Source organism: Candidatus Methylacidiphilales bacterium (assembly GCA_028713655.1).
Taxonomy (GTDB): domain Bacteria; phylum Verrucomicrobiota; class Verrucomicrobiia; order Methylacidiphilales; family JAAUTS01; genus JAQTNW01.
Map to the genome: position 1 here is coordinate 14038 of JAQTNW010000004.1, position 20825 is coordinate 34862.

The window sequence follows — 20825 nt, forward strand, 5'->3', positions numbered from 1 at the left end:
GAGGAACATTATGGCGCGTATTTTGGACACGATTGAAAGCCCGGCAGATGTGAAGAAACTTCCGCTCGAGGATCTTCCGATACTGGCGGAGGAAATTCGCGAGGAACTGATCACGGTTCTGAGCAAGAACGGCGGGCATCTGGGCCCCAATCTGGGCGTGGTGGAATTGACCATCGCCATGCATCGTGTTTTTGAAACGCCGAAGGACCACTTCGTTTTTGATGTCAGCCACCAGGCCTACGTTCACAAGCTGCTGACCGGCCGCCGTTCCAGGTTCCATACCGTCCGTCAGCCGGAGGGATTGAACGGGTTCATGCTGCGGACCGAAAGCGAGCATGACTGTTTTGGAGCGGGCCATGCCGGCACCGCCTTGTCCGCTGCGTTGGGCATGGCCAAGGCGCGCGACATGCGCGGAGGCGATGAGCATGTGGTGGCCCTGGCCGGGGATGCGGCCTTTACCTGCGGCGTTTCGTTTGAAGCCCTCAACAATATCGCCACCACAACCAAACGGATGATCGTGGTGTTGAACGACAACGAGTGGTCGATTGACAAGAATGTGGGCGCGATTGCGCATTATCTGAACAAAATCGTCACCAACGACAACTACTCGCATCTGCATGACAAGGCCGCCCGGTTTATTGAAATGATCGGCGGCAAGGGCGCGGTGAAGATTGCGCGGAGGGCGGAGGAAGCGATGAAGGGCTTTTTGCTGCCCAGCGTTATTTTTGAGGAATTGGGCCTGATCTATTATGGACCGATTGACGGGCACGACATCCCGACGCTGATCAACACCTTTGAATTTCTCAAAGTGCAGGAAACCCCTGTGATCGTGCATGTGCTTACGCAAAAGGGCAGGGGCTTTGAGCCGGCCATGCAAAAGCAGAAGGCCTTTCACGGCACCCCTGCCTTTGATCCGGAGACGGGTGAAACAAAATCCGGCGGACTGCCGACGTTTTCCCAGGTCTTTGCCGATACGCTGGCGAAGCTGGCGGAAACCAACCAGAAGCTGCTGGCCATCACAGCCGGCATGCCGAACGGTACTGCGCTGGACCGGTTCCAGCCGAAATTTCCGGACCGTTATTTTGATGTGGGCATCGCGGAGGAACATGCGGTTCTGTTTGCCGCGGGCATGGCGACCAAGGGTTTCAAGCCGGTCTGCGCCATTTACTCAACCTTCCTCCAGCGCGCCTATGACATGGTCATCCATGATGTCTGCCTGCAGAACCTGCCTGTTATATTCTGCATGGACCGCGGCGGGCTTTCGGGCGACGACGGTCCGACCCATCACGGTATTTTTGATATTTCGTATTTCCGCTGTGTGCCGAACGTGGTTCACATGTCGCCGAAGGACGAGGACGAATTTGCCGACATGCTGTTCACGGCCACGCAACATTCCGGCCCGATTGCGATTCGTTACCCGCGCGGGACCGGCACGGGGGTGAAGATCAAGGAGCAGCCGCAATTGATACCGATTGGCAAGGCCGAGGTGGTGAAGCATGGGCAGCAGGTGGCGATTATGTTTTATGGCCGGATGTCGAAAATGGCCGAGGAACTGGCCGCGCAACTCGAAGCCAAGGGTTATTCCGCCGCCATTATCAATGCCCGGTTTGCAAAGCCGATTGACACCGGCACGCTGGAATTTTTCGGGCGTTCCGCCGGCTTGATCATCACGCTGGAGGACCATGTCGTGGCGGGCGGTTTCGGCAGCGCGGTCTTGGAGGAAGTTTCCAACCTGGGCCTCTCGGTCCCGGTGGTGCGCGTGGGCTGGCCCGACGAGTTCATCCCGCACGGCAAGGAAGACGGCTTGCGCGAGGCTTACGGCCTGAGCGTTGCGGCCGCGTTGAGCAAAGCGGAACCCTGGCTGAAAAAAATCAAACCGCTGAAAAAAGCGGCGGCTGTCGCGTAATTGGCCCGCAAGCCTGGCCGGATATTTTTTGACAGTCTCTTAATATTATGAAGATCGTAGTTGCCTATTCCGGGGGTTTGGATACCTCCATTTTACTGACCTGGTTGAAAGAAACCTATAATGCCGAAGTGATCGCCTTTTGCGCCGATATCGGGCAGGAGGAGGAGTTGGACGGCCTTGACAAAAAGGCCATCAAGACCGGGGCGTCCAAGTGTTACATTGACGACCTGACGGAAGAATTTGCCCGGGATTTTATTTATCCGATGATTCGCGCCAGCGCTTTATATGAGAACCAGTATTTCCTGGGCACGAGCATCGCGCGCCCGCTGATTGCCAAACGGCAGGTGGAAATCGCCCGCAAGGAAAAGGCGGACGCGGTTGCGCACGGCGCCACGGGCAAGGGGAACGACCAGGTGCGCTTTGAGCTGACCTTTGCGGCGCTGGCGCCCGAGTTGAAAATCATCGCGCCCTGGCGGACCTGGAATTTCAAGGGCCGGACGGACCTGATCAATTACGCGAAAAAGCATGGCATCGAAGTGCCGGTGTCGGTGAAGAAACCCTATTCCATGGACCGCAACCTGCTGCACATCAGTTTTGAAAGCGGGATTCTGGAAGATCCCTGGAACGAGCCGCCCGCCGATATGTTCAAGCTTTCGGTTTCGCCCGAAAAGGCGCCTAACAAGCCCGAGTATGTCGAGCTTGAGTTTGAAAAAGGGGACTGCGTCGCCGTCAACGGCAAGCGCATGACTCCGGCCAATGTACTCCGCACCCTGAACAAGCTGGGCGGCAAGCATGGCATCGGGCGGGTGGATCTGGTGGAAAACCGTTTCGTCGGAATGAAATCCCGCGGTGTTTACGAAACCCCCGGCGGTTCCATCCTGCATTTCGGCCATCGGCAGATCGAGACCCTGACCATGGACCGCGAAGTCATGCATTTGCGCGACGGCTTGATTCCGAAGTATTCCGAGCTGGTCTATTACGGGTTCTGGTTTGCTCCCGAGCGCGAGTTTTTGCAGGCGGCGATTGATCAGAGCCAGGAACACGTTTGCGGCACGGTGCGGCTGAAGCTATACAAGGGAAACATCATCACGGCCGGACGCAAGAGCCCGCAGTCGCTGTACAATCCGCAGATTGCGACAATGGAAGCGGACCAGGGCGCTTACAATCAGGGCGACGCAACCGGGTTTATCAATTTGAACGGGCTGCGCCTGCGTTCCTGGGCCCGTCGTTCGGGCGGTAAAGGCAAAAAAGGCTGAAGAGTTTTAACGCAAGACGCAGAGAAAAAACCGGAATTGAACCGCGGATGACACGGATGTAGGCAAGCATTGAGCGCCAACGGCGCGGATTTATACCAGCCTGGGGCATTGCCCCAGGAACTTCGACATATAAAGCGTCCCAAGCCCTGAAGGGGCGCACTAACACAGGTTTAACCGCAGATAACGCAGATTCCTGCAGATGATTTTTTCCGTAGCCCGTTGATTATTGAGAGTTGACCCCCAATCTCATTTGAGAGTTTCCTGCAGTCCGTTGGTTATTCAGAGTTGCTCCCGAAATTCCTCTTGTTAGTTGCTGTGCGCAGCAGCAGCGGGGCCACTTATCCATTTGTGCATGCACCAGGCGATGAACTGCCATTGGGCAAGATAAAATACCGTGACAACAATGGGCGGAATAAGATCGTGCGGATCCCATGATATCGGGAACCACATAAACAGAAGCGATCCCAGAAGCGTCGAAGGGAATCCGAGGTAGCCCAGACTGAAGCAGACACCTTCGGTGCGCATTTCGCGACCCTGTGGAAGGCAAATTGCGAGAATCGTAAGACCAAATAGCGCGCTACCAATAGATATGATCCAAGGAATGCGTATCTTGCATAGGAATGCTTTCATTGCGCCGCGTGCGGTATAACTCCAGCAAATGCAACTCGATTGTGGACAAGCTGCCGTTGGCGTTGCATGCGGGCAGTTTGCGCTTCAATAAAACTGGATCAAGAGAATTGGCGCTGTTACGTCCGCCGTTGCGGACTTTGGAGTGCGCAGACATGTCTGCGCTTTTGAAGCGGACGACATGTCGTCCGTAATAAAAAGCGGCGTCGTGCCGCCGCACTCCATATAAGATGCCCCAATCCGTAAGGTTGGAGAGCTTTGCTACATGCCCTGATAAACGCGGACATAATCCACCCACATGTCGCTTTGATTGCCGTAGCGCAGAAGATTGGCAGGCCAACTGCCGCCAATGGCCAGATTTATGATGAAGATGAAGGGATTGTTCGCGGAGATCACGCCCGTGGGATGACGCAGTACCTCGATGTCGTCCAAATAATAGACGGTGAAATCGTGTGTGATCAATAAGCCATACGTGTGGAACGTCGTGGACCAGGAGGATTTGCCACCTGTTTGCATGGTCTCCACCATCTTATGGGCGTCATACGGATTGCCGTCGGGGCCCTTCATTGTCTTGCTTGTAACCCAGGCCGGAGCTGGCTGGCCCCAAAAATGAGTGGTGGCGTGGTATCCGGTCCAGATGCCACCGTTCTTGGAATTAGTCCCGTACGCCTCTATCACGTCCAATTCATCGCAGGGCCCCTTGTTTGTCCCAAGATCTTCCGGCTTTTTGGACCCGCCCCAAAAAGCGGGCCAGGTGCCTGTGGCGTTTTGTGCCAGGAACCGGCACTCCAAGTAGCAGGGTGCTGTAGAGCTAAAATGTGTGGGTGTGAGACTGCCTGTGGAACCGCGGGTGCCCGGCGGTTTGGAGGCGTGAATCCGCAGATAATTCTTGATCTTGCCTTTGACCTGGCTGAAAGGATTGTTGGGGCCTGAGTTGTTGGTAAAGGGCCAGGAGCTGCCGTCGCCGCCGCCCCAATGGGTCCAATACTTGGCTGTGGTATCCTTGTCGTCAGTGGCAATCGAGAGAGGGCCATCGAAGTCATCGGAGAAGACCAGCTTCATGCCGTTGGCAGGCGCAGGGTTTGTCTTGGGAATGCCCTGGTTCCAGACGACGCCACCGTCATTGAAGAGTTGAAGCTCGCAGTAATCCTGCCTGTCGCCGTCGTCCTTGGCGTAGATGCGCAGGTTGATGGGTCCGTTGGGGAATTGGTCCGCATGGAAAACGAAGCTGCCGCTGCCGTCTGCTTCAAGTTTGAGGTCGGGCGCCAAATCCACGTCGTGTCCCCATGGACTGGGATTGTCCGTTGTGGGCTGCTGCCAGCAGAGTGCGTGAACGGTGGTCATCCTGCGCGCCGTAAAGGTGACGGTGACATCTCCTTTGATATTCGAGCAATAAGCCGGTGAACTCACTGAGATCGATGGGGACCAAAAGGTCTTTACTTTGCTGGCTCCACTGGCCTCGGTATAAAAAGTGGATAGAAAATCGGACAGATCCGGCTTGGAACTGGCTTGGGCTGCTGGTGCAGTGGTTGTGGGAGTGACGGTGGGTGCCGCGGCTGTGGTGGCTGCAGGTGCGGTGGGGGCCGTGGCGGTGACAGGTTCCGTGACGGCGGGCGTGGCAGGTGCAGTGGGGGCTGGGGTAACGGGTGTTTCATTTTGTGCCAGAACGTCCGTTGTCACGGTTGCCAGCATCAATGTCAGGGCCAGCAGGTACAGGGTATTCAGGCTTGGTTTGCTTGTATGGGGGGTCATTGGGAGTGATTCCTTTATGGGTTTCGGATGAAAAGGTGACTAATACAATAATCGTTACTATTCTTTTTTAGCTTGGTCAAGGTGATTGCGACTGAACAAAAAGATTTTTATGGTGAAATGATTTGCTTTAACGAATTAGTAGCGTCTCTAAAGGAAGTGAAGCGATTTATCCCATTGGTGAACACACCGCCAGTTGTTTATTGCGGAAGGCATGGCCGGAACCCGACTTGAGATATTTTTCAAACGCCATGGCTTTTGATTTTGCGGGGAAGGCGGAATACCAAACAAGATCCCAAGCGAAAAATCTCAATTGATGTTGCGGAGGCTTGGCCGAAGGAGACTGTGTCCACCCTAGCTCCGAAGGAGCGAAGGTGGAGCGGGCGACGAGATTCGAACTCGCGACATCAACCTTGGCAAGGTTGCACTCTACCAACTGAGTTACGCCCGCAATAAGAACAGGGGGTCAGACTGCCAAACCCGGCTGCCCAGACAAGCAAAAATTTCAGCGGATTGTAGCGTCGGATTTTTGCCGGAGCAGGGCAATCTGCTGGTCCGCCCGGGACTGCAATTCCTGCTGGTACTGCTGCAAAAGTTGGGTCCGGAGACTTTCAGCCTGAGTATCAATGGCCCGGAGAACCCGGTTGCGCTCGGCCATTTGCTCGCTGCGAACCGCATTGGCCCGTTGGATCTCGCGCTTTTCGTGTTCGCGCCCGGCAAAAATACCGCCCAACAGACCGGCCGCCGCTCCCGCTCCGGCGCCAATGGCCGCGCCATCGCCGCCGCCCGCTGCGGCCCCGATTCCGGCACCAAGCCCGGCTCCCGCAAGGGTTCCGATTCCCGCGCTGGTGGGTGTGCCGCTGCCGGAACCGCCATGGCGGTCCACAGGTGCGGCGTTGATCGTAGGCAGGTCGCCCATCCGGCTTTGCCGGAAATTGGCCACCTGTTGGTTGATTGCATTCATGCGGTCGTTGAAGGACTGCAACGCGCTGTTTCTCTTTGTCGCGGCTGCCTGGCGCTCGGTTTCGGAACGCAAAAGATAGACGGGCGCGCCCCCGGCTTCCTGCAGCAACCGGCTTTCGTAGGCATAATTGCGATCGAGGGGGAGGGGATCGGCTTCAAAAATCTGCCAACTGCCCTCGGATTTGGCCATGCGCCGCGCCGTCCAGTGGTATTGCAGCGGCTGGTCAACCGTGGCGATCAAGATGGTGTTTATGGATTGATAAGATTTCCCTGGAGGCAGGTCATCGGAAAGCACCAGAAGCTTGCGCAGATTTTTCTCCGCGGCGTCGGCCTTGGCCGGGGCCGGTTCGTCGATGATTGATACCAGATACAGGGTGGCGCGGCTACGGAAGCTCGCGAGGTAGGACATGGAAAAGCTGCTGTCGTTCTTGTCATAGGAAACAAGCTTGAGGTTGGTTAGGGACAGGTTTGGATCCATCCGGCTTTCCAGATGGTTGCGTGCCGGGCCGTCGCCGGGGAGATGGAGTAGCCGGTCCCAGAAACCGATTTTGGTTTTGCCGGTTTCAACAGGCGGTGTTTGGGCGCCGAGCAATTGGAGGCTATTTTTCCAATTTTGGTAATCGGCTTCGGTTGCGACATATTTGGATGGAGCGGATGCGGAAGCTGCGGACTGGGGATTGCCGCTGATTGTCCGGTATCCAAAATAAATCGTAACGACTGCGACAAGCAGGAGGAATCCAAGGACAAGAATTCCGCCGAACGTGCCCAGCAGAAGCATGGGATTGAGGCGGAGTACGATTTCTTTTCCTCCTGATTTTTCCGGAAGGGGAGGGGTTTGCCCACTGGATGGCGATGGATTTGGCATGGTGGAGCTTTCGTTGGAGTTGAGCGAGTTTATACCATGAGGACGGGATTGTGGACAAGCGCAAGGTTGTATTTGGCGGTGTTAATTGTGCCCTGCGTTGCAGATGAATCCCGTCTTGCCGCCGGGGGGGGGGATGGATTAGGCTCGAAGCATGTCGTATCGGAACTGGCCATCTTCGAATTGGTCGTACGCGCCGATGACGTATTTTCGGGGCATCCCGGTGGATCTCACCGTTTCCATCACCGTCCTGCATGTGCTGACCATGCTGTTATGCACCGTGGGGATTGCAATGGGATACGGAAACCTGTGCTGGTCCGAATTAGTCTTCAGCACTTCCAGTTTTTGGAGCGGCAAATACTGGACCTTGTTCACCGATATTTTCTATCATAATATTGCGACGGAACATATTTGGTTTCTGGTTTCAATTGCCTTGTTCTGCTGGTTTGGGCGGGATGTGGAACGGTTTATCGGGCGCCTGCATTTTGCCGTTTTGTATCTGGCCTTGATGGTGGTTCCGCCTTTGGTTTGCCTGGCGGCGGCGCATGTATTGAAACTCCATGACCTGAGCGTACACCTGCCGTACATCTGGCAGTTTTCCATTTTCGTCGGATTTGCCGTCATTTATCCGAATGTCATGCTTCTGCCTGGCATCAAAGTCAAGTGGGAGGCACTGGCTTTGGTTGCGGTGTTCGGCCTGGTGCTTTTGGCGTTTCTATCGCAGCCCGGCCAGAGCCGCTATGCCCTGATCCCGTACTGCGCTTCGCTTGCGACCGTTTATCTCTACCTGCGCTTTGTTGGCGTGGGGAATGGGATCGGTTTCTGGGAATGGTTTGAAAGCTGGCGCCAGCAGCGCGCTGAACGTGGCTTCATTCGCCGCCGGGAGGCTTATGAGAACAAGGTCAGGCATCAGGAGGAGACGGTGGATGGAATCCTTGAAAAAATCTCCTGCTCGGGATTGTCATCACTCACGCCGCAGGAACGGATCATTCTGGAAAAGGCCAGCCATCAACTTTCGCAACGCGAGAAATTTCCGCGCTAATCTCCAACGCTAAAAATTTAACGCAGAGGCGTCCGCCAGAGGACGGATTCGTCCCGTGTGCGAACAATGCGCCTGTGGCGCACGCCAAGACGCGAAAAACTTAAAACCTTATCGGCAGCTCGATGGCGTGCTTCAGAAGCAGAAGGTATTCCTCCCGCGGGATGTCGATGGCACCCAGACGCAAGGTGTGCGGCGTGCTGACCTGCGTGTCAAACAGACTGAATCCCCGCTGTTTCAAATGCTGCATCAACGCGGCAAGGGCGATGTTCGAGGCGTCCGTCACGCGGTGGAACATGGATTCGCCGGCAAAAAATCCGCCCAGGCACACGCCGTAGAGGCCTCCCGCGAGAGTGTCGCCCTGCCAGCATTCCACGCTGTGCGCATGGCCGCAGCGTTGCAATTCCGCATAGGCGCTGAACATTTCACCCTCAATCCAACTGGACTCGCGGCCCGGCGCGGATGCGGCGCAACCTTCCATCACAGCATGAAAGACCTGGTCGAATGTAATCCGGAACTTTTGTTGTTTTAGTTTCTGCGACAAACGTCGGTGGATGTGGAATGTATCGATGGGAATGATGCAGCGCGGATCGGGTGACCACCATGTCACCGGGTTTGCGGACCAGGGAAAAATGCCGTTCCGGTAGGCCTCCAGCAGGCGTGGAACGGAGAGATCCCCGCCAATGGCCACCAGTCCGTCAGGACGGGCGCCGCGGGGGTCGGGTAGCGGCGTGCCGTGCTTGAGCACGGGCACAGAAAATCCTGATTTCACTCCCTGAAAATAATACGGGACAGAGCCTTTGACAACTGTGGGTTGATCTCTACTTTGCGGACTGTGTCCCGGCTCTTATCAGGCTTAAATCCATCCCAACGCGAGGCGGTCCAGGCCCTTGACGGGCCTGTGTTGGTCCTGGCGGGCGCGGGCACGGGCAAGACGCGGGTCATCACGCACCGCATGGCCTATCTGATCGAGCAGGGGGCGGATCCAAGGCAGGTGCTGGCACTAACTTTTACGAACAAAGCCGCGCGCGAGATGAAGGAACGCTTCATGGCGCTGGTGCGGAGCCGGCATGATACCGAGGCCTTGAAACAGCTCTTCGCCGGAACTTTCCATTCCTTTTGTGTGAAGTTGCTCCGGGAATTTATTGAAAAGTTGGATTACAGCCGCAATTTCACCATTTACGACGAATCCGACCAGGTCTCGCTCTTGAAACAAATCATCGGACGTGTCGCGGGGCACAACAGCGATGTCGATTTGCAAAAAATAAAGGCCCTCATCAGCCTGGCAAAAAACAAAGGGCATGAAGCTCCCGAGGAAGCGGGGGATTCCGTGGCGCCCGCCATCTTTCGAAAGTACCAGGACGAACTCAAACTGCGCAATGCCGTGGATTTCGACGATCTCCTCGTCCTGGCGGTCAAGTTGTTGCGCGACCACCCCGAAGTCCGCAGCCAGGTGCGCGGACGCATCCGCTATCTGTTGGTGGATGAATACCAGGACACCAACCGCATCCAGTTTGAAATCGTCCGGCTGCTGGCTTCGGAGACCCGCGATGTGTGTGTCGTCGGCGACGACGACCAAAGCATCTACAGTTGGCGCGGGGCCGAGAGCTCGCACATTCTGGAATTCGAGCAGTTTTTCCCGAAGGCGACGGTGGTCCGGCTGGAGCAAAATTACCGTTGCACTCCTAACATATTGAAGGCTGCGAACAGCGTGATCCGGAACAATGCGCGGCGCCATGTGAAGTTGCTCTGGTCGGACGGCCCGCCCGGCGAAAAAATCCGCCTGGTGACCGCCGCGGGCGAGCAGGAGGAGGCGGCCTGGGTGGTGTCGGATATTCTGCGCTTGCGGCGCGAGCAGAATCTTTCCTGGGAAAGTTTCGCGTTGCTCTACCGCGCGAACCACCTTTCCCGCGTGTTCGAGCATGAGTTCCGCAGGTTGCGCATCCCGTATCGGATCGTGGGCGGGCTGGGCTTTTACGAGCGTCGCGAAGTCAAGGACGTGCTGGCCTATCTCCAGGTGATTTTAAACCCGAACGACGACATCAGCCTGTTGCGCATCATCAACCAGCCGGCGCGCGGCATCGGAAAGACAACGCTCGAGGAATTGATACGCTCGGCGCGGGAGCGGAAACATCACATCTGGCTGGAGCTTCAAGAGGAACGGAAGAAAAGCGGAAGGGCGTCCGCGGGACTCGAAAATTTTTCGAGCCTTGTGCATCGCTATCATGCGAGGTTCAAGCAGGAAACGACCTGGTCGAAGATACTCAAGGATTTATTGGAAGAGATCCGCTTTTTCGAGGAGATCCGCCGCACGAGCAAGGATAACAACGAGGCGTCGAGCCGTTGCGAAAACGTCCAGGAACTGGTGTCGGCCCTGGCTTCGCATGAACAAAAGCGCGGGGGCACACTGCAGGATTTTATCGACGGGCTGCGCCTGGACCAAAAGGATGAGAAGGACGAGGAGAAGGACGGTTATGGCGTGACCTTGATGACGCTGCACTCGGCCAAAGGGCTGGAGTTCAACCGCGTGTATCTGGTCGGCTTGGAGGAGGGGATTTTACCGCACGACCGCAGCAAGCTGGAAGGCAATGTGGAGGAGGAGCGGCGTTTGTTTTATGTGGGCATGACGCGCGCCATGCGGGGACTGGTGCTGAGCCAGTGCGGCAGCAGGCGCCGTTACGGGCAGGAAGAACCGCGGCATCCTTCGAGCTTTCTGCTCGAACTGCCGGAGGACATCATCGAGCCGATTGATGCGGCCAGCACCCTGACCCAGGCGGGTGCGGAGCAGGTGGTGGACCGGTTGAGCGCGTTGCGGGCGCGGCTCGGTGAATATCCTGAATAGCCGTATTGTCATCGGCCTAAGATGGAATACACTGCAACTCCATGAAATCGGGCATTTATCTGGTCACGTTTCAGTCCAGTCTTGAAAACTTTGGAAGCGGGATTGTTGTTATTGATAATGGAAAGGTGCATGGCGGTGATGCGGGCTTTGTGTATCTGGGTACCTACAAGGAAAATCCTCCGAATGGCACGGCCACCATCACGATTAAAAACTTCGATCCGCAGCAGCACTCGGTTTTTGGAGCCTTGAACCATTGTGGCCTTACTCTTTCGGGAACTGCATCGGCCAGCTCCTTTAGTTTGACGGGAAACGTCACCCAACAGCCTGACTTGAGAATCGCCATTTCGGGCCGGCTGATTTCGGAGTTGCTGTAAGACGCCGCGCTGCCACGCTCTTTCAATTGAAGCCTGAAGACGTGAAAGACTCAACGGATGGCAAGCTGCCTGTGTCAGCGGTTCCGAGAAGGCTTTCCGAGGACATTGCCATGCTGCTTCTCGAGTTTGCCGAGCGGCCTGTGCGGCTCGGCGAGGTGATGGAACTCATGCGGCACCGTTCCTACTCGTTTCTGCTTATACTGCTTTGTCTGCCTTTTTGCACGCCGATCCCTCTTCCGGGCCTCTCGACCCCGTTTGGGCTTGTGGTCGCGCTGATTGGATTCCGCCTCGCGCTGGGCCAGGCGCCCTGGGTCCCGCAGCGCATGCAGCAGATTCAACTGCCTGCCAAATTACTGCCGCGTGTATTGATGGCTGCGGAAAAACTCATCGTGAGACTTGAGTATCTGCTCAAGCCCCGCTGCGCCGCCGTGTTCAAGCTCCCGCTTCTGGTAAATGGCATGGGCTTGATGATCCTGATTGCCGGAGCACTCCTATTGCTGCCGCTGCCGATTCCCTTTACCAACCTGGCTCCGGCACTGACGGTCATTTTGCTGGCGTTCGCCATGATTGAGAAGGACGGCTATTTTGTCATTGCGGGAACGCTTGCTTTCGCTGTGACGATCCTGTTTTTTGCCGCCCTGTTTCTGGGAGGAATCTCGGCGGGCGCGTTTGTGGGCCATTTATATGGGGACTGAGCCGGATATTTCACATCCTTCTGAAAACTCCTGCGAAGTGTTCAGTCAAAAGGCCGGGCAAAATCAGGGGCGCGCCACATCCGGGTTAAGCGCGCGCAACGCGTCTGGTTTTGGGGCTTCGCCAAATTTCCTTGCCCCACTCATGGAGGCGGGCATACTCTTTCCCGCTATCGCATAAAAAGGCCGATGTGGCGGAATTGGCAGACGCGCCAGACTCAAAATCTGGTACTGGCAACAGTGTGTGGGTTCGACCCCCTCCATCGGCACGCCTTTTGAGGCGTACCCACCGCCGGCTTTTTTCTCCACCGCCCACTAACGGAGCGCTTGCCGCACCATTGGCAATCCGGTAAATTACTTTCATGAGCGAGATCCTCTTCGAGGTGCGGGAAGACGAAGCGGATGTCAACGGGCCGCAACCAGTCAAGGCTCTGCGCGTCCCCGGCTATGCGGTTGATCGGCAAAATGGCTCCCTTACCGGAACTGTCAATGTCAAGAGGCTGTTGAAAAAGGGGTGTTAGGTTGCACATGGAATGCATCTGAAGGTTGCTCGACTGATTTCGATAAACAGAAGGTTCAATTGCCGCGCAAAAAAGTCGGCTGACTGTTGGGCTTGATTTTGAACTGCAGTTATTGCGGCTGCAGGCATCCGCTCCAGCGCCTTGACCAAGCGCTTGATATTTTGGGCTGTGGCTGTCATCAGGCATTGTTCCAACACATTTATTTTGCCTCGCAACCGGGCGCGCCGCAATCCCATCTGTTTCTTGGCTTCTCCAAAGAGGTGTTCGATCTGCTTGCGACAACGCATGCTCAAGCGGTAAGCCTCTGTTTGCCTCTCCCGCTCCATTTGCTCAATTAGTTCTTGATGAGCGTGCCGATGAATCACCCGGTTGGAACTGCGGGTGCATTGCGCTTTAAGCGGGCATCATATCCAAGTGCGACACTTCCCTCTCGCTAAACGTTCAATTTTTATTCAGAATTCGGGCAACAGCCCGATGACAAGTGATAAAATTTTGAATGGCGGCAAAATGTCCAAAACACAAATCATGTCCCGCCTCGTCATTTTCTTTCCCAAAATCTTGTTATTTCTGCTGATTGCTCTATCCGCAAAATATTTTTTGCTGGGTCTCAGAATCATGGGTGGTTTGCTTCTTGTGTTTCTGATTGCCATTCTCTCCGCTTGGATGTACGGTTTGACGCAGCTTCAAAATCAGACACCTTGTGTGACGTTTAGGTGAATTATCGCCCGTGGCGCGATCTGCATATTGACGCTGTCAACTGGCTTGCTTTAGTCTTTGCCTGATGATTACAAGCACCAGCCAATCCCGCTGCCTTGCCGTTTTTTTCGCCCTTCTCACTTTGATTTCCTTTGTCTGGGCGAAGGATGCGACTCCGGCCCATTACGTCGTTCCGTCCGAGATCGACTTCACTAAAATTCTTCCTTCCATTGCCGCTGTCACGGATCCGCAGGCCAAGGTTGAAAAGGATTTCGAGCTTTCCGTGGTCATCGAGACGCAGAAGGAAGCTTCCGCAGCCGATGTCCAGCGCGCACGCGACGAAGCTCGCACGCCCGACCACATGCCTTCTCCGTTCTCGTTTTCGGATGTCATTGGTCCCTGGTTCAAGGCCGACAACGCGAATATCAGTCTCACTGTCGCGCTGCTCAAAAATGCCCTTGATGACGCTGAAGGTGTCATTAGACCGGCCAAGAAAAATTGGAATCGTACGCGCCCATTCCGTCAGGACCCCGCCGATATCAAGCTTCAGACGGATGATCCCGGAGAAGTTCCCGGGCCGACCAGCGCTTCCTATCCCAGCGGCCATGCCACTGACGGCATGGTTTTTGCGCTTGTTCTTTCCGACCTTGCGCCCGAGCTCAAAGACAAGCTAATCGCCCGTGGCGTCCAGTATGGCAATGACCGCGTGATCCTCGGCGTTCATTTTCCAAGCGACGTTGCCGCCGGGCGTGTTCTCGCTCAGGCCATTTACACAGCGCTTAAGGACAAGAAATCCTATCAAAACGATCTCGCTGCCGCGAAAGTGCAGTTCCAAAAGGAACTTCTCGTCCATGCCGGGCAATCGGGTGCGGTTTCAAAATAGGGCAAACGTGTTAGTCAGTCTTTGGGATCTCCGGAAGGTTGAACACCGCAAGCAGCGGACGGTGGTCGCTGGGCGCGTAGGTGCTGTATTCGGGAGGATCATTCTGGTTCTGCCGGTACACGCAGGACTTGGAGGTGTTCCACTCGCCGAACAAATGTTTGCTGACGACCATGTAATCGATCCGCTCGTATGATTTTTCAGGAAAATGGTAATGAGTCCACCAGTCGCCCAGCCAGTCTTTCAACCAAAGGTCGAAGCAGCGGTTGGCGGCGTCCTTTGAGCCGATGATGGTCGTGACGGCGCGGCTTCGGGATGTGTCGTTGAAATCGCCCATGACGATGAGGCGGGCCTCGGGGTCGGCGTCGAGAACCCGGTTCATGGCGCCCTTCACGATCAGGGCCTCGTTGCGGCGCACGAAGGCATCGCCTGATTCCTTCGCCTCGTCGCTGACAATCCCCGGGTCGGCCCGTTTGGATTTAAGATGCACGAGCATGACGCGCACCTGATAGCCGGGTTTGATTTCAATGACGGAGTTGATGATGCCGCGCTCCATTTTGTGCGGTTGCCTTGTCTTTAGTTTTGTGACGGGATCTTTGAGGGTGCTGTCGAACGTTTGATCCGTGACGGGTTCCTCGCGCAAGATGGGGAAACGCGAGAGCAATACATTTTGGATGCGGCTGTCGCCGCCTTTGCAGGTGCTGAGGTGAGGGTAGTCCAGACCCGCTTTTTTCAATTCCGACTGCACTTGTTTGACGTAGCGGTCCTTGGGGTCCTGGAGAATTTCGCAAAGGCCGAGGATGTCGGGGTGCAGGCGTTTTAAAATCGCCATCATGGAGGCGATTTCCTTGTCGGGTTTCATGGCGATCTCCACGCGGTTGCCGTCGATGATGCGGTCGGTGACGCCAAAGTTTTCCACGTTCCAGGAGCAGATGCTGTAGGTTTCCGCGGCCTGGAGTGGGGAGGAGAGGCAGGCCAGGAAGATTCCAAATGCAGGAAGTAGAAGGCGGAGCGGAGTGGCAGGCATGGAAGAATGCTAGATGAGGCGGAGCGGCTTGCCAATATAATAGAATGCGATAATCCAAAAGAAAACCCCCTTTTCTTCCCCCTTGTCAGGGGGATGGCGAAGATGGATCGCCACGGCCCAGAAAACCACACACCCCGAAGCGGTCGCCGCGGCGACCTTTCCGCCCCTCTTGATAGAAGGGATTGAGATCACTAATACAGCGTGTAGGTCTGGAGAAAGGAGCGCAGTGCCGGGGTCTCGGCGCTCTGAAACAGGCGCGAAGCCGGGCCGGATTCGCCCACGGCGCCATCGGTCAGAAAAACAACATGATCCGCCACCCGTCTCGCAAAGGCCATGTGGTGGGTGACGAGGATAAAGTCGGTGCCTTCGGTCTTGAGTGTTTCAATCACCGCAAGGACTTCGGCCGACATTTCCGGATCAAGCGCGGAGGTGGGCTCATCAAACAAAAGCAGTTTGGGTCCGGCTCCCAGGGCCCGGGCAATGGCGACGCGCTGGCGCTGTCCTCCGGAGAGTTCAGCCGGTTTTTTGTTGGCATGATCGGCCAGGCGGAATTTTTCGAGCAAAGCAAGTGCGCGCTCGCGTGCTGCTTCCGGGCTGTAACGGTGCACTTTTTCGAGCGGAAGCATGATATTTTGAAGCGCAGTCAGGTGGGGGAAAAGATTATACGCCTGGAAGACGATCCCGAGGCTTTTTCGATACCGCCGCAGCTCGGGTTCCTGATGGGCCAGACTCTGTTCGTTAAGCACGATCGAGCCGCTGTCGGGCGGGAGCAGTCCGGCGATGAGGCGCAGCAGCGTGGATTTACCGCCTCCCGAAGGCCCTATAAGCGCCAGAGACTGGCAGGACTCGCAACGGAATGTAACGCCGGAGAGTGCGCGGTGCATGCCGAAGGATTTGCGCAGGCCGCGAAGCTCAAGTTTCATAATGGAAGCTCCTTTCGAGCGAGCGCGTCCACCAAGTGACGGGAAGGGTGAGCAGCAAGTAGCCGGCTGCCAGCGGCAGGTAGGATTCGAGTGTGCTGTAGGTGAAGGAATTCACCTCCTGGGCGTTGAGCGTGAATTCGCTGATGGAGATGATGGAGAGCAGCGAGGAATCCTTGATGAGCGAAACGAATTGTCCGGCCATGGCGGGCAGGCTTTGCCGGAGCGCCTGGGGATAAATGACATAACGATAAATTTGCCAGGGAGCCAGGCCGATGGCCCGGGCGGATTCGATTTGAGAAGCGCCCACGCTTTCGATGCCGGAGCGGATGATTTCGGAAAGATAAGCGCCGCTGAAGAAGGCGAGGATGAGCACGCCGGCGACGTAGCGGTTTTCCAGGCCCAGAGCGTCGGCTACAACGTAAAAGAGGATCAAAATTTGCACCAACAGCGGTGTGCCACGTACGACTTCGGTATAAATCAGGCTGAGATAACGGAGGGGCAGGAAGGGTTGTCGCCGGGCGAGAGCGGAGGCAAGGCCGAGAAGCAGGCTCAGGACGAGCGCGGCGGAGGAAACGGCAAGGGTGACCAGCCAGCCTTGGACGAACTTGGGCCAGTAGGGCAGGATTGCGGCCCAATTCCAGGAATGGTCGAGACGCCGGAAAGCCCAGTCGAATATCAGTATGATGGCGCCAATTGCCAGCGCAAAACTGAAAATATGGCGCATGGTAGATTGGACTTTCGGGTTCATCGGTTTCCTTGCTCCGTATTATTACCCATTCGCAGGTTCTATAAAACCAATATTTAGCCTGCATATTTCATACTCATTTCAATGGTCAACCTGCTTGCGCCGGCACATAACAGTGGAAAGATGCGTGCTGGGGATATGCAGGCTATGTAACCCGGATGTCGCTGCACCCCTGTTCTTGCAACACTTTGGAGCAGGACACTTTGCCGGGTTTTCAGAAGCGTGTGAAACATCCGGGTTAGGCCAGTAACGCAGCTTGAAGGCGGTCCTGTTGTCTGTTATCTTAAAACAGTTGAACCGCTTTATTCCCAGTCTTGTATTCAGTATGGCGTGTCTGTTGTGGCAGGGCCCTTGCATGGCCGAGCAGCAGCAAGCCTGGGATTATGAGGCACCCCCGGACCGCGCCTACCAAACCGCCAAATTCCGTTGTTGGATACCGCCCGGGCTTAAGTCGCTCCGGGCGATTTTGGTGTTGCTGCCGGGCCAGAATGCAGACGGCCGACCGGCCGTGGAGGAACCGCAATGGCAGGACTTTGCCGCCAAAGAGAGTCTGGCTCTGGTCGGCGTCTTTTTTGAAGGCGATGCCGTGAGGGATTACAGCCAGGCGGAACGAGGCAGCGGCCTGACACTTATCCGGGCCATTGAAGATTTTTCTCGAAAGCCCCAGGGTCGTGATTTGCTGCTGGCCCGGATTTTTCTTCGAGGCAGCTCCAGTGGCGGGCAGTTTGCCTATAGTTTTACCCAATACCAGCCGCAACGGGTTGCCGGGTTCGCCTGTTCGAATGGGCTGTATTTCACTTCATTTCCGACAGGTGGCGGGCAGCGTGTGCCGGGTTTGTTTGCTGTGGACGGAGCGGAGAGCGATGAGCGAGTGCAAAAAAACCTGGATTTTTTCGGCAAAAATCGCGAAAGAGGCGCGCTTTGGTCCTTTGTGCGGTATGCGGAGAGCTCGGAAGGCGGCGCAGCAACTGAATTTGACCGGAAATATATATCGGCGGTTTTGACGGCGCGCCTGAATCCACTCAGTCCGCTTTCGGCCCTGGAAAATGTGACGGAGATCCTGGGCTGGGGCGGACAACTTCAAACGCGCGCGGTTTTGTCCGCGCGGCAGATTCCCCGGGGACAGGAACCGCAGCATGCCTGGTTTGTGAATGAGAAAATTGCCCGAGATTGGGCCGTGGTTGCTGCGCCGATCCACGTCAAAGCGAAACCGCCTTCCGCACCCCGGGAGTATCAATAGGGAAATCCGTGTTTATCCGCGTCCACCTGCTCGCGACGGATGTCGGAGTCAGTGGTTCAATTGTTGAGCTTAAAACTCGCGGGCTTTGAGGAAGCCGGTGCTGGGAGTGACGTGTGAGTTGGGAGGCAGGATGGCGATCAATTCCTGGTTGAGATCGCAGAGGCGTATCTCATCCGCGGGAACCCAGATTTGGGGGATGGCATGCCCCAGATCCGTCGAATCGGAAAGGGCGATTTCCTTGTACCCGGCATTGTAGCCGATGATGAGGATGCCATGTCCGGCTATCTGAGGCGACTTGGAAGTGTAGCGGGGTGAGGCGGGGAGGTGGGTTGAGCGCTGGTTGTTGCGATCCACCCACTCGCGCAACAACTGGGCGTCCAGGCACCAGAGCAGCGGAAGGCCCTGGTCGATGTATTTTTTCAGCAGCGTGAAGTTGTCAGGCTTTGATCTCTCATACACGAGGCTGTAACCCAAGGGTTCAAGCCGGCTGCTGATGCCCCGGGCAAACGGTATCCATGTGCTGCCAAACGCGGTTGTCCTGCCCTCGTCTGCCAAATCATAGACGTTGAAAGTCAGGCCGTAATGGCGCAGGTATTTTTCCCAGGCGGCAGGTACGCAGAAGCCGCGGTTGCCTTGTGAGATCGGGGGAATGCCGTCAATATAGACATCCCCTTCCCCGGTGCGTTTTACATAGCTGGCGGGGCTCATCACCGTCTGGTCCATTTCGTGCGCTTTCTCGGACTCGGCCGTTGTGGGAGCATATTGGCCTTTTTGAATGGTCAGGATCAGGGCTTCCCTGCTGCGTTCCAAAACCAATTGATGGCCGACCCATTGCCAGATCTCGGCTTTGCCTGCCTCAATGGGCTGGCCCAGACGCAGGATGAGCTTGCTCCGTATGGTATCCCGCTCCTTGCCCAGATTGCGGTCGAAATCGATCAAAAACGGGCCGATGACTTCTTTGGGTGAGGTGCTGGAGTAGCCCAGTTGCTGCAGCAAATCCGCTTTGTTTAAAAAGCCGAAGACAACGCGTTGGACTGTTCCGTTGTTGCCATAGAGATCGATGGCGTAGAGTTTGGCGCCCAACACGGTTCTTTGGCCCATGAATTCCGCCCGGTATGATTCGCCTCCCGAATTTGAAACGCCCCGCAGACCGAGCCGTTCAGCGGCGCCCCTGGCAGTGTCGTCCCACAGTGACTCGTCTTTCCAGAGAGGGAGGCCGAAAGTATCGTTCAGGCCTTGGCTAAAGGCTGGTGCAACGGCCAGTATCCAGACAAGGACAGCCAAGGCTTGGCATGCTTTGAATGAATGGATGTGTCGCATGGATTAATCAGTCTATGGAGGCTTAAACCACAGATAACACAGATAAATACGGATGGGAAACCGTTTTTCCTTTCCCATTTTGTGTGTTTTGCGGGTAAAACTTTGCGTCTCGGCAGCTTCTTGCGAGAAGATAAGGCAGTTGGCAGATGGATTTGCGGACGATAAATTGATCTTATTCACGAAGGCCCAAGCCCTTAGGATATAAACTAATTGACGTAATCCGAGGATTTTACTAATTTCTGTGTAAATTCTATATGCCTAAAAAGGGTTTAACATTTTTAATTATTCTTGCCTTGGCTCTCGCTGGGCTGAGTATTTATTTGTTCAAGACCCTTTTGGATAATGCCAAGGCCCAGGCAAATGTAGCGCCTGCCCCGCAACCGGAGCAGATGGAAATGCAAAAAGTTTTGATCGCCAAGGAAGATATCCCTATGGGAAAGCCGATCGGATTGCTCGATGTGGATACGGTTGATTTTCCGCAGAAATTCACGCCTCCCGGCGCCTTAAAATCCATGGATGATCTGAATGGGAAACTATCGGCGCAACTTATTCCGAAGGGCGATATCCTTTTGGACAAAAAAGTGGCCCTCCCGAACCAGTTGCCGCGGGCGTCGATGATAGTTGAACCGGGCCGCAGGCTGGTTTCGATCCGCGTGGATGATATCAAGGCCAATGGTTACCTGGTCAAAAACGGGGATTATGTGGATTTGGTCGGCACGTTTCCCATACCGGATGGCATGGCAAAGCCAGGGGACACGGCCAACAAGAACCTGACCGTTACCTTTCTCCAACGGGTCAAAATATTCGATATTATTTATGGCGATGAAGCCGGTAGTACGGGACAGGAAACGAGCGGAACGGGGCCGGGCGTCGGCAAGGGGAAAAATCCTGCCGGGGATAAACGCATGGCAAGAGGGACGGCGACAGCGACTTTTGATGTGACCCCCCATGAAGCGGAGTTGATTTTAACGGCGGAGGGGCAGGCCAGCAATCTCATGCTGATGTTGCGCCGTTTTGACGATGAAACAATCACCCCGCCGCCATCGGATTTGTACAAGGATTTGATTACAAACCTTTCAGGGGAATCAGCCCGCAAGAAAGTCGAAGAGGCGCCGGTTCAACCCGCGCCGCAGCCACGGAAGAGGGTTTTATAAACTATTGGA

At 55.7% G+C, this 20825-nt stretch carries 18 protein-coding genes, 2 tRNA genes and 1 pseudogene; 12 read left to right on the top strand and 9 right to left on the bottom strand.

The window, feature by feature from the left end; translation table 11 throughout:
• Positions 1-10: 10 nt before the first annotated feature.
• Both dxs and PHD76_02110 read left to right on the top strand, forming a co-directional pair.
• Positions 11-1906 carry a 1-deoxy-D-xylulose-5-phosphate synthase gene (gene dxs, locus PHD76_02105; protein ID MDD5260619.1) on the top strand — a complete coding sequence of 632 codons (1896 nt, stop codon included), beginning with the start codon at positions 11-13 and terminating at the stop codon, positions 1904-1906.
• A 47-nt stretch (positions 1907-1953) separates the two neighbouring features.
• Positions 1954-3162, top strand: coding sequence for an argininosuccinate synthase (locus PHD76_02110; protein MDD5260620.1), 1209 nt, complete (start codon positions 1954-1956; stop codon positions 3160-3162).
• 888 nt (positions 3163-4050) lie between these two features.
• Here the strand turns inward: PHD76_02110 and PHD76_02115 are convergent.
• The 3 genes from PHD76_02115 to PHD76_02125 form a co-directional block, all read right to left on the bottom strand.
• Positions 4051-5541 carry a glycoside hydrolase family 16 protein gene (locus tag PHD76_02115; protein ID MDD5260621.1) on the bottom strand — a complete coding sequence of 497 codons (1491 nt, stop codon included), beginning with the start codon at positions 5539-5541 and terminating at the stop codon, positions 4051-4053.
• A gap of 372 nt (positions 5542-5913) precedes the next feature.
• Positions 5914-5989 (bottom strand) — tRNA-Gly (locus PHD76_02120).
• A 54-nt stretch (positions 5990-6043) separates the two neighbouring features.
• Positions 6044-7366 (bottom strand): hypothetical protein, encoded by a 1323-nt coding sequence (locus tag PHD76_02125; protein ID MDD5260622.1) that lies wholly within the window; start codon positions 7364-7366, stop codon positions 6044-6046.
• Between the two features lie 196 nt (positions 7367-7562).
• On the opposite strand from PHD76_02125, the gene PHD76_02130 reads away from it, so the two are divergent.
• Entirely contained in the window at positions 7563-8405 is an 843-nt protein-coding gene (locus PHD76_02130) for a hypothetical protein (GenBank protein ID MDD5260623.1), read from the top strand.
• A 100-nt stretch (positions 8406-8505) separates the two neighbouring features.
• Here the strand turns inward: PHD76_02130 and aat are convergent, their stop codons facing one another.
• Positions 8506-9174, bottom strand: coding sequence for a leucyl/phenylalanyl-tRNA--protein transferase (gene aat / locus PHD76_02135; GenBank protein MDD5260624.1), 669 nt, complete (start codon positions 9172-9174; stop codon positions 8506-8508).
• A 63-nt stretch (positions 9175-9237) separates the two neighbouring features.
• Here aat and PHD76_02140 point away from each other — a divergent pair, with 63 nt between their 5' ends.
• From PHD76_02140 to PHD76_02160, 5 genes are all read left to right on the top strand, one after another.
• Positions 9238-11244 carry a UvrD-helicase domain-containing protein gene (locus tag PHD76_02140; GenBank protein MDD5260625.1) on the top strand — a complete coding sequence of 669 codons (2007 nt, stop codon included), beginning with the start codon at positions 9238-9240 and terminating at the stop codon, positions 11242-11244.
• A 41-nt stretch (positions 11245-11285) separates the two neighbouring features.
• Complete coding sequence (locus tag PHD76_02145) at positions 11286-11618, top strand: hypothetical protein (GenBank protein MDD5260626.1); 333 nt, start codon at positions 11286-11288, stop codon at positions 11616-11618.
• Positions 11619-11659: 41 nt separating this feature from the next.
• On the top strand, positions 11660-12313 hold the full coding sequence (locus PHD76_02150) for an exopolysaccharide biosynthesis protein (protein ID MDD5260627.1): 654 nt from the start codon (positions 11660-11662) through the stop codon (positions 12311-12313).
• Between the two features lie 182 nt (positions 12314-12495).
• A tRNA-Leu gene (locus PHD76_02155) sits at positions 12496-12579 on the top strand.
• Positions 12580-12672: 93 nt separating this feature from the next.
• Positions 12673-12831, top strand: a complete 159-nt coding sequence (locus PHD76_02160) for a hypothetical protein (protein ID MDD5260628.1) — start codon at positions 12673-12675, stop codon at positions 12829-12831.
• A 128-nt stretch (positions 12832-12959) separates the two neighbouring features.
• Here PHD76_02160 and PHD76_02165 read toward each other — a convergent pair.
• Positions 12960-13196 (bottom strand): annotated as a pseudogene (locus PHD76_02165) (transposase).
• Positions 13197-13200: 4 nt separating this feature from the next.
• Between PHD76_02165 and PHD76_02170 the strand changes: the two are divergent.
• Both PHD76_02170 and PHD76_02175 read left to right on the top strand, forming a co-directional pair.
• Entirely contained in the window at positions 13201-13548 is a 348-nt protein-coding gene (locus PHD76_02170) for a hypothetical protein (protein MDD5260629.1), read from the top strand.
• A gap of 64 nt (positions 13549-13612) precedes the next feature.
• On the top strand, positions 13613-14410 hold the full coding sequence (locus PHD76_02175) for a phosphatase PAP2 family protein (GenBank protein ID MDD5260630.1): 798 nt from the start codon (positions 13613-13615) through the stop codon (positions 14408-14410).
• Positions 14411-14420: 10 nt separating this feature from the next.
• On the opposite strand, the gene PHD76_02180 is transcribed toward PHD76_02175, so the two are convergent.
• The 3 genes from PHD76_02180 to PHD76_02190 all read right to left on the bottom strand — a co-directional run bounded on the left by PHD76_02180 (position 14421) and on the right by PHD76_02190 (position 17105).
• Positions 14421-15434: an endonuclease/exonuclease/phosphatase family protein gene (locus tag PHD76_02180; GenBank protein ID MDD5260631.1), complete on the bottom strand. Its 1014-nt coding sequence runs from the start codon at positions 15432-15434 to the stop codon at positions 14421-14423.
• A 191-nt stretch (positions 15435-15625) separates the two neighbouring features.
• Positions 15626-16357 carry an amino acid ABC transporter ATP-binding protein gene (locus tag PHD76_02185; GenBank protein MDD5260632.1) on the bottom strand — a complete coding sequence of 244 codons (732 nt, stop codon included), beginning with the start codon at positions 16355-16357 and terminating at the stop codon, positions 15626-15628.
• A complete protein-coding gene (locus PHD76_02190; GenBank protein MDD5260633.1) occupies positions 16347-17105 on the bottom strand; it encodes an amino acid ABC transporter permease in 759 nt (252 codons plus the stop codon). Before PHD76_02190 ends, PHD76_02185 begins: the two co-directional genes overlap by 11 nt.
• A 352-nt stretch (positions 17106-17457) precedes the next feature.
• On the opposite strand from PHD76_02190, the gene PHD76_02195 reads away from it, so the two are divergent.
• Positions 17458-18342 carry a hypothetical protein gene (locus PHD76_02195; protein ID MDD5260634.1) on the top strand — a complete coding sequence of 295 codons (885 nt, stop codon included), beginning with the start codon at positions 17458-17460 and terminating at the stop codon, positions 18340-18342.
• Positions 18343-18411: 69 nt separating this feature from the next.
• Here PHD76_02195 and PHD76_02200 read toward each other — a convergent pair whose 3' ends face one another.
• The gene (locus tag PHD76_02200) at positions 18412-19626 is read right to left on the bottom strand and encodes a C39 family peptidase (protein MDD5260635.1); all 1215 of its coding nucleotides are present in this window, start codon (positions 19624-19626) and stop codon (positions 18412-18414) included.
• A 290-nt stretch (positions 19627-19916) separates the two neighbouring features.
• Here PHD76_02200 and cpaB point away from each other — a divergent pair, with 290 nt between their 5' ends.
• Positions 19917-20816, top strand: a complete 900-nt coding sequence (gene cpaB, locus PHD76_02205; GenBank protein ID MDD5260636.1) for a Flp pilus assembly protein CpaB — start codon at positions 19917-19919, stop codon at positions 20814-20816.
• Positions 20817-20825 lie beyond the last annotated feature (9 nt).